The 14886-nt window shown below is 65.3% G+C and carries 13 protein-coding genes and 1 tRNA gene; 4 read left to right on the top strand and 10 right to left on the bottom strand.

Annotation, left to right across the window (positions count from 1 at the left end; all coding sequences use genetic code 11):
* Window positions 1-305: 305 nt before the first annotated feature.
* Entirely contained in the window at window positions 306-512 is a 207-nt protein-coding gene (locus RMO01_RS04155) for a general stress protein (protein WP_309627804.1), read from the top strand.
* A 37-nt stretch (window positions 513-549) separates the two neighbouring features.
* A complete protein-coding gene (locus RMO01_RS04150) occupies window positions 550-693 on the top strand; it encodes a hypothetical protein (protein ID WP_309627784.1) in 144 nt (47 codons plus the stop codon).
* 416 nt (window positions 694-1109) lie between these two features.
* On the opposite strand, the gene RMO01_RS04145 is transcribed toward RMO01_RS04150, so the two are convergent.
* The 6 genes from RMO01_RS04145 to RMO01_RS04120 all read right to left on the bottom strand — a co-directional run bounded on the left by RMO01_RS04145 (window position 1110) and on the right by RMO01_RS04120 (window position 7558).
* Window positions 1110-1337 (bottom strand): hypothetical protein, encoded by a 228-nt coding sequence (locus RMO01_RS04145; RefSeq protein WP_309627783.1) that lies wholly within the window; start codon window positions 1335-1337, stop codon window positions 1110-1112.
* Window positions 1338-1654: 317 nt separating this feature from the next.
* Entirely contained in the window at window positions 1655-2035 is a 381-nt protein-coding gene (locus RMO01_RS04140; RefSeq protein WP_309627782.1) for a hypothetical protein, read from the bottom strand.
* Between the two features lie 5 nt (window positions 2036-2040).
* A complete protein-coding gene (locus tag RMO01_RS04135) occupies window positions 2041-2871 on the bottom strand; it encodes a TIGR02587 family membrane protein (protein WP_309627781.1) in 831 nt (276 codons plus the stop codon).
* A gap of 691 nt (window positions 2872-3562) precedes the next feature.
* Entirely contained in the window at window positions 3563-4309 is a 747-nt protein-coding gene (locus tag RMO01_RS04130) for a hypothetical protein (RefSeq protein WP_309627780.1), read from the bottom strand.
* Window positions 4310-4336: 27 nt separating this feature from the next.
* The gene (locus RMO01_RS04125) at window positions 4337-6568 is read right to left on the bottom strand and encodes a TonB-dependent receptor domain-containing protein (RefSeq protein WP_309627779.1); all 2232 of its coding nucleotides are present in this window, start codon (window positions 6566-6568) and stop codon (window positions 4337-4339) included.
* A 198-nt stretch (window positions 6569-6766) separates the two neighbouring features.
* Window positions 6767-7558 (bottom strand): DUF2306 domain-containing protein, encoded by a 792-nt coding sequence (locus RMO01_RS04120; protein ID WP_309627778.1) that lies wholly within the window; start codon window positions 7556-7558, stop codon window positions 6767-6769.
* Between the two features lie 98 nt (window positions 7559-7656).
* On the opposite strand from RMO01_RS04120, the gene RMO01_RS04115 reads away from it, so the two are divergent.
* A complete protein-coding gene (locus tag RMO01_RS04115) occupies window positions 7657-8736 on the top strand; it encodes an AraC family transcriptional regulator (protein ID WP_309627777.1) in 1080 nt (359 codons plus the stop codon).
* A gap of 89 nt (window positions 8737-8825) precedes the next feature.
* Here the strand turns inward: RMO01_RS04115 and RMO01_RS04110 are convergent, their stop codons facing one another.
* Complete coding sequence (locus tag RMO01_RS04110) at window positions 8826-9287, bottom strand: DUF6640 family protein (protein ID WP_309627776.1); 462 nt, start codon at window positions 9285-9287, stop codon at window positions 8826-8828.
* A gap of 71 nt (window positions 9288-9358) precedes the next feature.
* On the opposite strand from RMO01_RS04110, the gene RMO01_RS04105 reads away from it, so the two are divergent.
* Window positions 9359-10264: a LysR family transcriptional regulator gene (locus RMO01_RS04105; RefSeq protein ID WP_309627775.1), complete on the top strand. Its 906-nt coding sequence runs from the start codon at window positions 9359-9361 to the stop codon at window positions 10262-10264.
* Between the two features lie 258 nt (window positions 10265-10522).
* On the opposite strand, the gene RMO01_RS04100 is transcribed toward RMO01_RS04105, so the two are convergent.
* The 3 genes from RMO01_RS04100 to lon all read right to left on the bottom strand — a co-directional run.
* Window positions 10523-11884: a recombinase family protein gene (locus RMO01_RS04100; RefSeq protein WP_309627774.1), complete on the bottom strand. Its 1362-nt coding sequence runs from the start codon at window positions 11882-11884 to the stop codon at window positions 10523-10525.
* Window positions 11885-12870: 986 nt separating this feature from the next.
* Window positions 12871-12947 (bottom strand) — tRNA-Val (locus tag RMO01_RS04095).
* 99 nt (window positions 12948-13046) lie between these two features.
* The coding region (lon, locus tag RMO01_RS04090) for an endopeptidase La (protein ID WP_309627773.1) at window positions 13047-14886 on the bottom strand (1840 nt) is incomplete at its 5' end.

Here is a 14886-nt window from a genome sequence, read left to right as displayed (position 1 = left end):
CTTCGCGAGGCGCTGGTGAAGGATCTGATGCGCGCCCGGGCTGTCCGGGACGCCCTGACAACCGGCCATGGGCCTCAGCTGAGGCCCGCCTTGCTGCGAACCGCGCCAGGGTGGCGCTCGGCGAGCGTGGACCGGCCTGGTGGACTGACGGCGCCGCTGATCTGAACAGGCACATGGTGCGGAACACGCCCTTTGCCGAATGGGCCGCGGGCGTTGAGGCCGACGAGGCGATCTTGTCCGCAATCCGACACAGGAACGAAGACGGCGCTCGCCGATTCCAGCTTCATCGAAACTGGAGTGACCGGATGGATATTCCCGACACCGCGGGCAAGCGTCCTTTGAAGCGGGGTTTTGCGTGCATGACGCCAGAGCGCCGCCTGGAGATAGCCCGCAAGGGCGGCGCATCAGTCCCCGGCGAGAAGCGGGCGTTCGCCACCAATGCTGAGCTGGCGCGTGAGGCCGGCCGCAAAGGCGGTTCAGTAGCGATCAAGCGCCGCAGAGGAGACGCCTGATGTCTGGCGACACGTCCCCGACAGGCGGTCATCGTTGATGGCGATCACCTTCTGGGGTTGGGTGTTGATCGGTACGGGCGGCGTGCTGGCCCTCCTGAGCCTGATCCTGGTGATCGCACTTCGCGTCATCCTTCGCCGGCCCTCGGACACGACTATTCCGCAACCCGAACTGGACGTCTGACCATGACTGAACTTCACGACACGAAGAGCGCTCGGGGAGACCTTGGCGAAACCAACCGAGGCATCGGTCAGGAGATTGTCGGCGAGGCGTCTCCAGGGCCGCGCCCTCTTGACCCCGCTGCCGGTGGACCCGGCTCTGGCTCCGGCGCATCCGTTCGTGAGCCGAAACATCAACAGCCCCTGAAAAGCCCGCCGGCCGATGAGCCGAAGGGCGCCTACGGGCAGGGCTGAGGACTGGCGCGCACGTTGAGTGCGCAGATCCTCGCCAGCCTCCATCGCTTGCGGCGGTTTATCCTGATCTCGCTCGCGGTCCTGGCCTTCGTGGCAGTGGGCGTCGCGATCAAGGGCTGGATAGGCTGACATAGCTTCAGCTTGGTCCGGCGGCGCCGCCACCCCTCGCCGGGGCCGACGACTCCCTCACCGCGTCGCTGCGTCCCAGCCACCCGAAATGTGCAGTCTCCACCGCTCCAGACCGGGGCCCGGCGACCTCCCCGCAACGACGTGCAGCCCCGCGATGACGATCCCGACTATCCGGCCCCGATCGTCCGCCAGGACGAGACCGGCGAAGGCATCCTGACCCTGCGCCTTGGGGCCGGCCATCCTCGAAGAGGCGCTGTTCGACGCCGCGACCAAGCGCGCGGACACGCGGCGCGCCTGGGAATAAGGACGTCGATTTCCCCAAGCCGCTGGTGCTGGAGCCGGCAGCGGCACATCCAATGTCCGCAACACCATGCGCAGCCCTTGGACGCCGTAGCTCCCGCCCGTCAACCGTCGCCCCCTGCCCCTTCGCGGCTTCAGCGAGCCGGGCGCGATGCCGGGGATCGATACGGGACGATCTGGTTCACCTTGCCCGCGGCTCATTTGGAACTTTGGGCGGAGCAGCCATGAGCGGCCGCACCAGACGCCACCCTGGCCCAAATGCCGCTCTGCGAGGGGCGCCGGATGCCTGATTGACGATGGTGCTAGGGTTCCCGCCACCCCAACACGATCAACTGAAGGCCTTGGCGGGGATCCTGGTCGAAACCCAGGCTGGCGACAGACTGGCCGTGCGCGGGTACGTAGTCCAGCTCGGCCGTCGCGGTCTCCGTGCCCAGCCGGCCTTCAACCTGGACACCGGCGGCCGTTCTGTCGCCGGTGTTGGTGGCTTCGATTTCGACCACCCAGCCAGACCCTGTCGAACGCGTTTCGACGGCTGCGAGACCCAGCTCGGGCGGCCCGGCCGGTCCCGCAAGCGCCTCCGTCAGGATCAGACCGAAAGCGGCCATAACCCCCAACAGGCCCAAGCCCGCGACCACCCACTCAAGGATAGGCCGCCGGGCCGGCTGTTTCGGTGAGGTCTTCACCACACCTACACCAGCAGCCGGGCAGCGCCGGCGCCCAGGGCGCCTGGAAAGGCAAGAACCACCGTTGTCATCGCAAGCTGGGCTCCGAACTGGCCGTCCATATGACCAAACGTCCACTGGACGTAAACCGCCACCAACAGCGCGATCAGGTAGCCAGGGACGGTGAAATGCATGAAGGCCTGCCATGGTTGCTCGTGCGAATGTTGGCCGGCGAATCCGAGCGAATAAACGATTGTGTGGAGCAGGCCGAGTGACAGGATCATGAGACCCAAGGCATGCCACGGGGTCATCTGGTATGCGATCAAAACGACTTCCTCGGTCGGCGCGACGTTGAAGGCGATGAACAGCGCCCCCACGGCCATCAAGAACAGCTCTGAGCCGTAGGTCTCCCGTGTATTCTCCTCCTCAGACCCGTCGGTACCGGCATCGTTGCCTGAAGCCAGCTGACGCCGGGCAAGCAGAGCGCCAATGGCGGCGGGCACGGCCTGGAGAGTGAGCTGGCCGAGCATTGCATTGGCCGGCTCGGCCGGTGTCAGCACGCCGAACAAGGCCAGGAGGACGGCCGAGGTCACGACGCCAACCGCCAGAGCCGCCAGAGCATCCATTGCATCATCGAGCCACCCAAAGGTCTCTCGAAAACCTGCGTAGTACGACAGGCCGAACAAGAGTGGCAGGCTGAGCGCGAGGAACACCCCCAGACGCAGAGGCGTGATGGAAACGCCAAGGGACCACATCTCCATGGTCATCAAGAGCGGGAAGGCGAAAATGAGCGCGCCGCCGAAAGCCCTCGCGAGCCCGCGAACGTACGATCCATGGGTTAAAGTCGCAGTCGCCATGGGCGGGAAACTCCCAAACCTGGAGAAAGGCTGCGAGGCTGTGCCGGGACTCGAAGCGTTCGGATTGGGTCTCGGGCATAGAGCCCCAAACCCAAAGCAGAAACGCGCCAGGTCCAGTTCGAAGCAGGCTCGCCAGCGCTCAAGCCCTGTATCCGGAAGGGGTCGACGAACGTCCGCCTCGGGCCGACAGCGGTCCTTGCCGCCAGAGGGAAAACCGGTCCGTCGACCAGGCGCCAGTCTGCGAACTGCATCGCCAGTTCGCAGACTGGGCGCCACCCCGGGAGGCGATCCGGCCCGTCCCGATGAGGGTTGGAGACACCATCTCGGCGTCGGAGAAAAGCGCCTGAGAGGTGGCTTTGGGAGGCGATCCGGACGGTCGTCATGATCTACGTGAAGGTGCCGCTGTCGCTACGGGACGTGGAGGGACAAGGCTGCGGCCCTCAGGAAGTCCTCCGCAGCGTCCGATACCACGGCGATGGACACGGGCGGGCCGTCCAGGTCCGCCAGCCACTGCCGCAACTGGATGCATGCGATCGGTCGGGAATCGAGGAGTGCGAATCCGCTGGGGGCCGGCCCTTGAGGGAGGACGGCATCGCGGATCATGACGACGCGCGTCGCCGGCCGGCAAGCGACGACCTGGATGGAAGACCCGTGCTCTGTCGCGCCCGCCGGACAAGATGCAGCGGCCCGGTCAGCGATCGGCAACGCATTTGCGCAACTCGCCCGCTGCAGTCAAACCGTCCTTCCAGGCCAGTCGGAAGGCTTCTCGACCCCGTACGGAAAGGACGAACTCCTGCTCCTCGGCCATGCCATCGATGGCTCCCTCCATGGTCGGCACTGCAATCACGATCGTACCCATGTCATACATCCGCGGATCGCGAGCGCGATTGAACGCCCGGATGGTCACCGGCGCTTCGCCGGATTGTGTGAGCGTGACGGTGATTTCCTCGAACCGTCGTGGCCTGGGGATCTTGTCGCCGGTCAACATCAGCAGCCCGCCTTCCCAGCTGTCGTCGAACCCGCTCAGCGTCACGATCCCCTGGGGGTTCTGGTACATGGCGGAACAGAACTCGCCCGGACCAGCGTCCTCGCGCCCCTGGAAATACTGCCAGCTGCCGGTTCGCCACCTGTCATACGCCGCCTGCTGCTCGGCCTCACGCTCGCGGCTGTATCGCTCGAGACGTTCGAGTTGCTCTGGCGTGAGCGTGGCGGCCGAGACGTTTGACCGGTCTTCCTCCAGCGCCTCGCGCTGCCCGCCTCCGTAGTAGGCATGCAGGCTGGCGGCGTAGTTCTGCTGCTCGGCGAAGGCGCCCTGGGCCTCCAGGGCGCCGAACATGTCCTGTGCAAGGACGGGCTGGGCGCTCAAGCCTGCTGCGGCGATCAGCGCAACGCCCAGCCAGCGTCGCCGCCCGACCGGTAGATTGAGACTGTCGAACATGGAAGGTCTCTCCTGCGCTTTTGCTGTTCACCCGCCGCCCGGCGGAGCCTGGAAGTCGAACTGCGGCTCCGCCGTTCGCCTGGGCGCCTGGCCGAAGGTATAGGTCAGGCCGACGTACCAGGCGCGACCGCCGTAGCTTCGCTCGCTGCGATCCCGGAAGGTCGAGGTCTCGTAGACGCTCGTGTCCCCGTAGGTGCTGAAGACATCCCGAACCGTCGCCTGGAAGGCAAGCTTCGGCGTGAGCGTGTGGCGGTAGCCGAGGTTGATCGTCGATCCGGTTTCCTTGATCCCCTGGGCCTGGAGCACGTCACCCGGCCAGATCGCCGAGACCTGCAGGAAGTCCCCGGGCGTCGGCTGCCAGTTGAGGTTGGCGCGACCCGCGACCATCGTCGCCGAGCGGCCCACGCCCGCCACCAGATCCCCGGCGTCGATTTCCTGGCGGAACACATTGACGCTTGCGCTGTATCTCAGCGTCGCGTGCAGCGCGCCGTTGGCGACCAGTTCCAGGCCCGTGTCGCGGCGAGACCCGAGATTCTCCGGTCGCGTGAGCAGGAAACCCCCGGCGTCCGTCACGAGGTCGGTGAAGGCCTTGCGCGTATCCCGGAAATAGGCGGTCGCCTGGTAGAAGGTCTGCCCGCTCCGCATCTGCCACATGACCTCAAAGGCGTCGGTCTCCTGCGGAACGAGATCGGGATTTCCGGATCGTCTGTTCAGCGGATCCTGGTCGGTGGTGAAGGGGTTGAGTAGGCCGGGGGACGGCCGCTGGATTCGACGACTGTAGCTGGCCTTAAGCTGCTGGGCGTCGGTCAGCTGATAGCCGAGATGCAGGGTGGGATAGGCGCGAAAATAGTCCTGTTCGGACCGCATGCCCGTGGTGATCTGGTTAAGCTGAAGATCCGCATACTCCAGCCGGAGGCCGAGTTGGGCCGTCAGATTCCCCATGGGCCGTTCCCAGGTGACATAGGCGGCGTGAACAGCCTGTTCGGCCTGGAACCGATTGGTGACCGAGGGGTCGGGGAGCAGCGTGCCCCGCGTCGGTCCCCGGCTCGTCGCATTGTCCAGGCTCACGTCACGCGCCTCGAACTCATAGCCGGCGCGAACCTTGCCACCCTCCGTCATCGGCCGGGTGTAGCCGCTCGTGAAGCCGATCAGCGCCTGGCTGTTTCGCATATACGACTGCTCAAGCAGGTCGGGCGCCGCGGGCAGATCGTAGTGGTAGACCGCGCCGAGGGAAAACGCGTTCCGGTTCCGGTCGACCCGAAGCTCATTCGTCCACTCGTGGCCGTCGCCGGCGAACCGCCGCAGAATCCGCGATGTCACGCCCACACTGTCGCCGTCGAAGACGACGTCCCGGTCGCGGACGTAGCGGCCGGCCAGTGCGCCTGTTCCATCGGCTGTCTCATAGGTCTCGTCGGCGCTCGCCCCGTTATCGATCTGTGCGCCCCTGAACTCGGCGCTGAGCGTGAGCTGCGGGTCGACGTCGTACTGGGCGCTGAAGCGCGCGGACTGGACGTCGTTGTATCCGTCCACGTCCTGGGTCTGGCGGGTCGTCTGGACGATGGCGCCGGTCACCGGGTCAAGACGATGACGCAGGCGATCGGTCTCTTGCAGGATGAGGTCCTTGCGGAGGTTCAGGTCCCCCGAGAGTGTGAGCCCGCCCTGCGCCCAGGTTCCGTTGGCGCCGACGTTCCACCGACCATTGTCACCCCCATTGGCGCGGACCGATCCCGTTATGGCCGCGCCCTCTCTCACGACGTTCGGACGCGTGATGAGGTTGATCACCCCGCCGGACCCTTCGGGACTGTAGGCCGCCGACGGGTTGGTCATGACCTCGATGCGGCTGTACCCGCTGGCGGACAGTTGCAGGATGGCCTGGGCGCGGCCTTCACCCGTCAGGACGCCCGAAGGCCTCCCATCGACGAGGACGGTGACGTCGGGATCGCCACGCAGGGAGACGTTGCCCTGCGGATCCACTTCGACCGACGGGACATTGCGCAGGGCGTCGGCCAGGCTTCCGCTCGATGCCTGCAGATCATTGGCCAGGCTATAGCTGGTCGAGTCGATCGAGCTCCGAACTTCGGTCGTCCGAGCGGTGACGACGACGTCGCCGAGATTGGTTGCAGCGCCTGGAGAACCCGTCTGGGGGGCCTGGGCCTGGGCTGGCGCCGGGTTTGGCGTCGGCGCAGTCTGGGCGACCGCCGCCCCCGCCGTGGTCACAAGCGCCGTGCCGGCGAGCAGAAACAACCTGGTACGCTTCATTGGCTTTACCCCTAGATGTATCGACTTTGATTACTAGGGTGTCGTATCCGTTTTATATCCTGAACTTGCCAGTTACTTCCTTGTCATGAATCGGCGTTTCTTCTGTAAGTATTCATGGATGGATATGAAAGTTTCATTCTTGCATTTCTCAAACCTGGCGTGGCTGGTGCGATCTCAAGGTTCCGGGGAACGGCTTCGTCAGATGTGAGGCAGCCAGAAGACGATGGCCGCCATGCCGATGCCGACGGCCGTCGGCAGGGTCAGCGCGGTGATGACCGCCGCCATCCCCCATCGCGGCGCAGCCGCATCCTGGCGCCTTGCGAGGAAGTAGAGCTCAAGGACGGCAAGCGGGACGAGATAGCAGGCGAACTTGAGGAAGGTCCCGACCGGTCCCTCGAGCCTGCCGCCGAGGCCGTCGGCGCCGATGGTCAGGATCCAGACCATGACGCCGATCCGAAGGAACCACACGCCGCTCATGGCCATGAACAGTCGCAGGGCCCATTGCCGGTGATCGTCGATCCGCCGGGCGCGGGCATGGCGATAGGCCATGACCGCAAAACCCATGATCAGGAGTGCGTTGAGTGTCAGGGGAGCCGAACCGATGAGAGTGTCTACAGCGTCCCTCCGGCCCCAGATCATGTAGAGCCCGCCGAGGCTGATGATGAAGCCGACGGTGATGTAAAGGCGACCTGTCCAGCGATGCAGGGCGGGCATCCGCGCCCGAAGCTTCGGGATCAGTTGCAGAGGGCCCGCGACGGTCACGATCAAGGCCAGGGCGAGATGAAGCCCCATGGTGGCGATGCCTATCGTGTCGCCCGCGTTGACGCGGTTGGGAAGCACCTCCCTCCAGGCCGCGACATCGCCGCGCAGGGTCGAGCCACCGTAGAAGAGCAGGATGTACAGGGCGAACATCGCCTGCCCCGCCGTGGCGACCGAGAACCAGGCGATCGTCGACCATTGGAGCGCACGGTCCGCGAGTTCGTGTCGCACGCGACCGGGAATCCGGCCGGGTTTTACTCTAGTGTTCACGATGTCCCCGACGCTCGACGCAGTTGGTGAACGCTACGCCAGGGCCTAAGGGACGAACCATGCCCCAGCCGACCAAAAACTTGGCTTTGGACGCCAAACCCGCCGCGCTTGCCGAACCCACGGTCGGCGCCGGCGTCGTGCGCGAACTCATAGAGTTCGCCGTCTCCAGGGGCGCGGATCGCCAGGCTCTCCTCGCCAGCTCCGGCATCGACCCGTCGGAACTGATGGACTACGACGGCCGCATCGGCTCATCCCGCTATCTCGTCTTGATGCGGGCCAGCCAGGCGCTCACGGGCGAGCCCGCCCTCGCCCTCCTGTTCGGAGAGGCGGTGGACCTGTCCCAGATGTCGGTCCTCGGCCTCATCTGCCGGGCGTCGCCCACGATGCTGGACGCCTTTCGCGAGATGAACCGATTTGGCCAGCTCGTCATGGAAGCCAGCCACATGGGATCAGGCGATCGTTTCCAGCTCCAGCGACGGGACGGCGACCTCTGGCTGGTGGACAATCGCCGGATACCGCCCGGATGGCCGGAGACGGTCGAGACCACCTTCGCCCTGATGATCTGCGGCACCCGCGCCTTCGGCGACACGCCGTTCGTCCTGGAAGCGGAGGTGATGCACCCGGCGCCGTCCTACGCAGGGGAGTACGAGCGGGTGTTCAGGGCGCCTGTCCGCTTTGATGCGGGTTGGAACGCCCTGCGGATCGATGAGCGATGGCTCACCCACCGGGTCGCGGCCGCGCCCGGCTATGTGTTCGGCATATTAAGCGAGCACGCCACGGAAATGCTCGAACGACTGGAACGCACCCGCACTTTCAAAGGTCGTGTCGAGGGCGCATTGATGCCAGCCCTCCATACAGGGACAGCGGATCTGTCGTTTGCAGCCCGGGAACTCGGCCTGGGCCAGCGTACCTTGTCGCGCAAGCTCGGCGCAGAAGGAACGACTTTCGCCGAGGTCCTGGATGACCTGCGCCGATCCCTGGCTCGTCACTACATGGACGGCGGCAAGGTCTCGATTTCCGAGACCGCCTATCTCCTCGGCTTCTCGGATCCGGCCGCCTTCTCCCGCGCCTTCAAGCGCTGGACCGGCCAGAGCCCAAAGGAAGCGCGCGCAGCCGCACGACGCGACTCCAGCGCCTGAGCCTTACGGGGCGCCGGGTTCGCGTGCTCGCAGCGAAATCTCGGCGACCAGACTGACGACCGGCCGCCCCCAGGACCGTCACCGGATATTCAAGAACGGATCGATTTCGCACCGGCAGGCCAGATCGCCGCGACCAGCCCGACGGCGAGAACCGACAGGATCAGGACTGGAGAGCTCAAGCCGAAGAGCTCGAATTCATCGCTTCCGGGTCGCGAAATCTCGCCGCCATAGAGACTGCCGAGAAGGTGGGCGGCCAGAAGTGATCCCACCACGACCAGGCACAGACCCGCCGCCATCCGTTCTTGCCGGCGGCACAGCGCCAGCCACAGGGCCATGACCGCCAAGCCTGCGTTCGTAAGAAGCTGCCAGGCCTCATGGAACCTGGCGTGGGCGGGCCATTCCGGGTTCACGAGATGGCTGGCGTTCACCTCAAGCAGCGGGATCAAGACCACCAGGACGACCGCGGTCAGCGCGACGGGGACCGAGCGCCAGCCGGCCCTGCGACGCGATGTGTCAGAGGCATGATGATCAGTCAGCGAAACATCGGACATGGTGAAGCTCCCTGATCGCAGGATGCCCCCGGCCCTCTTGCAATAACCAGACCTGGCGGTGAAGCTGACCTATGCAGGAACGTATCGATTGGCGCTCTCTCCGGTTCGACTGGAACCACGCGCGGGCTTTCCTCGCGACCGCCGAGCTTGGCTCCCTGTCGCGGGCCGCCGATGCGCTGGACCTTAGCCAGCCGACGCTGAGCCGGCAGGTCGAGGCGTTGCAGCAGGCGCTCGGCGTCGTCCTTTTCGAGCGCGCGGGGCGCGGCTTTGTCCTGACCCACGCCGGTCATGAGCTCCTGGATCATGTTCGCGAAATGGGCGAGGCCGCGTCACGCACCAGCCTGGCCGCCGATGGTCGCACCCAGACCCTCCAGGGGTCGGTGGCGATTTCCGCCAGCGATGTCTACGCCACGAGCCTGTTGCCGGACGTGGTCGCCGACATAACGCAACAGCACCCCGGCCTGTCGATCGAGATCGTGGTCGCTAACGATCGGACAGACCTTAGGCGCCGCGAGGCCGACATCGCCGTGCGCAGTTATCCGACCGAACATCGCGACCTCATCGTCAAACGTCTGGGGTCCGATCAGGGCGGGTTCTACGCGTCAAACGACTGGCTCTCGCGTCACCCGGTCCCGGTCACGCCGGCCGATCTGGAGAGTGTCGATATGGTCGGCTACCCGGGCCAGAACTGGGTCCTGAAGGGCCTGCGCGAACTCGGCTTCCCGATCTCGGAGCGAAACATGCGCATCGTCTCGGAGTCCCACCTCGCGCAATGGGCGATGGTCAGGGCGGGCGCGGGCGTCGGCATCATGACGCTTCGTGTCGGCGACGCGGATTCGACCGTCCAGCGATTATTGCCCGAGCTTAAGCCCCTCTCCTTTCCCGTCTGGCTTGTCACCCACCGGGACTTACGCACGAGCTTGAAGGTCCGGGCCGTCTACGACGCCCTGGCCGCCAGGCTTTCATTTGCCGACTGAGACCCTGGTCGCGCACGGCAAAGGGATTCAGCCAGAGGGGTCCGCATCACGGCGAACCTCGGCAGGGTCAGGGATGCCGGTTGGACCGAAAGGCGGGCGCCCGCATTGCAACGGCGCGCTCTGTCAGTCCAAATCGATTGCCGGGCGCATACCCGCCGCCTGGCCCAGCTTGTGGCCCGCTCCATCCGCCCGTTCCGCGACATCCCCGTCGTGAGCGACGCCGACGGGGTTTCGATGTCGGCGACGTCGGCAGGCCCCTTATTCGCCCGCCGCATCCACCTTCTCCGTCCGGGGCAGGTGTGATCGGGCAAACCGGTACCCAATCAAGGCATAGATGTTTCTCATCGATCCAAACTGCTTCCTGAGCGTATCTGCGTGAGGAAGGTAGGGCGTCTGATTGATCAGGGATTGGCTCAGATATCCTTCCTGCGCCAGCAGGCGCGACAGACCGCTTCTGACCTGGTCCGCGCCCAACGCGTTCTGATCCGCATAAAGACGCTGCTGCCCGCTTGCAGGAGAATAGTCTATTCGCCGCGCGATTCCGGCCATCGACCGGAACCTGACATTATAGGTCCCGAGAGAGGCCCATGCATGTTGAGCAATCAGGGAGGGGCTGAGGTGGCCGTACTTCGCGACGATGCGCCGGGCTCCGGCAAGTAGTTCGTCGTCGGTGTGATTGAGGCCCAGTGAACTCTTGAGGCGCTCCTGCGCCTTTGCGAAGGTTGCGGCTGTGACGACGGGTGTTCCAACACGGATCCTCTCCCACTGATCCTCGGCGAGATACTCCCGTTCACCGAAGCGGAACCGGCTTCTGTTGGTGACCTGGATGCCGACGACCAGCTCGTTCGCCAGGACGCGTTTGACCCGGTCCGTGTCCCAGGGTCCTGGTCGGGAATAGGGCGTCGCTGATGCGTTCAGGCGGTGCGCGATCTCTCCTGGGCTGCGAACTTCCCGGACATGCATTGCGAAGATCCGGCGGATTGTCGCAACCTGGTCCGGGGGACCGTGGACCGTACGCACCTGGTCGCCGATATGGCCCTTCAGTTCGCCGGGACCCAAGGCCCGAAGTTCGCTCGTCGCCGGATCGAGCGTTCCGCGGACGAAGCCATATGGCGTCGGACCGCCGCCCCGACCGCCGGCACGAACCGCCCGATGGAGACCCGCGCGACAGCGGTCCGAGAGTTGCCGGCTGTACTCGGCCGCCATCAGCCGCTTCATGTTCTTCACCAGGCCGGACGTTATACTGCCGTCGTCCGCAAAGGCCTCGGCGCAATAGCGCACGCGGACCCCGGCATCGCGGCACAGAAACTCGTAGTGCGCGGCTTCGTCAGGATCCTGATATCGTCCCCAGCGGCTGACGTCCGCCACGAGAATCGATTTGTACGCAGGGCCGGAGACGACGTCGCGCAACAGGCGTTTCAGCCCCTCGCGACCGGTGATGGTAACGCCGCTGCGCCCCGCGTCCTGATAGGTTTCGACAATCTCGTACCCTTCGAGTTCGGCGAAGGCTGCAATCAGCACCGCCTGTGCTTCCAGGGAAAACTGCTGTCGATCGGTCGACATGCGCAGATATTGGGCGGCGGGTATCTTCCCGGGGGCGCCGGTATCGTCGGCAGACATCGCTGACCTCTACATGACTGTTGCGAGCTTCAGGCTTAACCGGCCGATCCCGTGTCCAAGAGCCAACGCGTGACTGTGGCTCCTCGCCGACGCCGTCTTAAAAACCGCAGCCGGCTGTATCGCGTCAAAGTCCCTGTCTATCGAGGTTCGGCTTCCCGGAAGCCCCCCTGCGTTTGCGACATGACTCCCACGCCATGCCCGGGCGTTCGGACGGCGTTGAAGAGAAGCGCCGTCAGCCGTGTTCAGCCCCGCTTCCGGCCCTGCAGTGACGATTCCACCAGCTCTCACCCTCGCCCACCGGAGAGGCGACACCCTCCGCCCGCCGACATGACCAGAAGCAGCCAGTGCAGACCGACGGGACCCCGAACACGGGCCGGGCGGCCTGTCAGGACACCCCGACTTGCTGATCACCCCGCTGTCCCCCCTCGGGACGGCCGTTCGATTACAGGCGCTGAGGCGTAAAACGCCAGGACGAGGGGTAAGGCTCACCGCACCCGACCCATCACGAAACCGCCTGAACAAGCCTGAACGCCAGTTCGAAGCGCGAAGCCATGGGCGGGTTTTCGGGCGGGTGATCGCCACGACTGGCTGGAACAGCTGTTGAAAGACAATGCCAGTGGCTGACAGAGAGCCCTCGAACTGGCCGCTTCGGACGGCGGGCGGCTTGGCGGCGCCATCATGAGCGAAGGCGGCGCCTTGCCTGGCGCAACGAGACCTCATCACTGCCGTCTTCCGCGCGCGCCGCGCCGCGCCGTTTCTCCCGCCGCTGCGCTGTTCCTTGCGCGGCTACCCCCATCTTATCAGCCTTGCAGGGACACAAAGAGGTCTGCGCCCCCCTGCGAAAGCGGTTCAGCGCGTCGCTGTGCAGTTCACCAAAATCCGCAGAAACTGCCCCCCTATTGCCCCCCTTGGCTCTTTTTGCTCTGCATACGGAGCATGTACCGTCGGGACAATCTGGACAAACAACTGATTGTCCTAGGGTTTCGTGGTAGGCGGCGACGGGTTCGAACCGCCGACCCTCTCGGTGTAAACGAGATGCTCTGACCAGCTGAGCTAGCCGCCCTCACCACGGACGCGGGTTGTGCCCTCCCCCGCGCGCCGGTTCAAGTCGCTTCCGCCCAAAGAAAAACCTCCCCGCCGGTGGGCGGGGAGGCTGTTCGGGTCAGTGGCTGACGACGGTGGATCCATCGACCGCGGGAGGCGCCGTGGGCCCAGGGTTCAGCGGCTCGGCCACCTCATCCCACTCCACGGCCGTCAGCGAGCCGGTCAGGGCCCATTTCAGAGCCTCGTCGGCCGTCGAGATCGGGATGATCTCCAGCGCGCCCTTCACGTTGTCGGGCACGTCGGCGAGGTCCTTCTCGTTCTCCTGCGGGATCAGCACGGTCTTCACGCCGGAGCGCAGGGCCGCGAGCAGCTTTTCCTTCAGGCCGCCGATGGCGGTGACGCGGCCGCGCAGGGTGATCTCGCCGGTCATGGCGATGTCCTTGCGGATCGGGACGCCGGTCAGGACCGAGACCATGGCCACGGTCATGGCGACGCCGGCGGAGGGCCCGTCCTTGGGCGTGGCGCCGTCCGGCACGTGGACGTGGATGTCGGTCTTCTCGAACACCGGCGGTTTGACGCCGAAGCTGAGCGACCGGGCCCGGACGTAGGAGGCGGCGGCGGAGATCGACTCCTTCATCACCTCCTTCAGGTTGCCGGTGACGGTCATGCGACCGCGGCCCGGCATCTTGATCGCCTCGATGGTCAGGATGTCGCCGCCGAACTCGGTCCAGGCCAGGCCGGTGACGATGCCGACCTGATCCTCCTCGTCCGTCTCGCCGTAGCGGAACTTCTTCACCCCCGCGTACTCGGCCAGCTTGGCCTCGTCGACGGTGATGGAGAGCAGGTTCTGCTTGGACATCTCGCGCACGGCCTTGCGGGCCAGACCGCCCAGGGCCCGCTCCAGCGACCGCACACCGGCTTCCCGGGTGTAGTAGCGGATCAGGTTTCGGATCTGCTCGTCCGGGACCACGAACTCGGCCGGCGTCAGGCCGTTGTCGGTCGTGACCTTGGGCAGGACGTGACGCTTGGCGATCTCGACCTTCTCGTCCTCGGTGTAGCCGCTGACGCGGATGATCTCCATCCGGTCGATCAGGGGCTGGGGCATGTTCAGGCTGTTGGCCGTGGTGACGAACATGATGTTCGACAGGTCGTAGTCGACCTCGAGATAGTGGTCGCCGAACGCATTGTTCTGCGCCGGATCCAGCACCTCCAGCAGGGCCGAAGACGGGTCACCGCGCCAGTCGGCGCCCAGCTTGTCGATCTCGTCCAGCAGGATAAAGGCGTTGGTCGTCTTCACCTTCTTCATCGACTGGATGATCTTGCCCGGCATCGACCCGATGTAGGTCCGACGGTGACCGCGGATTTCCGCTTCGTCGCGCATCCCGCCCAGCGACATACGGACGTATTCACGCCCGGTCGCTTTGGCGATCGACTTCGCCAGCGAGGTCTTGCCGACGCCCGGAGGGCCGACGAGGCACAGAATCGGGCCTTTGAGCGAGTTGGTGCGCGCCTGCACCGCCAGATACTCGATGATCCGTTCCTTGACCTTCTCGAGGCCGTAGTGGTCCTCCTCGAGGATGGCCTCGGCCTTGTTCAGGTCGATGGGCTTCTGCTTGGTCTTGCCCCACGGGATCGACAGCAGCCAGTCGAGGTAGTTCCGGACCACCGTCGACTCGGCCGACATCGGGCTCATGTTGCGCAGCTTCTTGACCTCGGCCTCGGCCTTGGTGCGGGCTTCCTTGGACAGGCGCGTCTTACGGATGCGCTTCTCCAGCTCCATGATCTCGTCGCGCGCGTCGTCGGTCTCGCCCAGCTCACGCTGGATCGCCTTCATCTGCTCGTTCAGATAATATTCGCGCTGGGTCTTCTCCATCTGGCGCTTCACGCGCGAGCGGATCTTCTTCTCGACCTGCAGCACGGAGATCTCGCCCTCCATCAGGCCGTAGACCTTCTCAAGA

Source organism: Brevundimonas sp. (assembly GCF_031412435.1).
GTDB lineage: Bacteria > Pseudomonadota > Alphaproteobacteria > Caulobacterales > Caulobacteraceae > Brevundimonas.
Note: the sequence above shows the minus strand (reverse complement) of the source record. Positions and strands in the feature narration are given on the sequence as shown.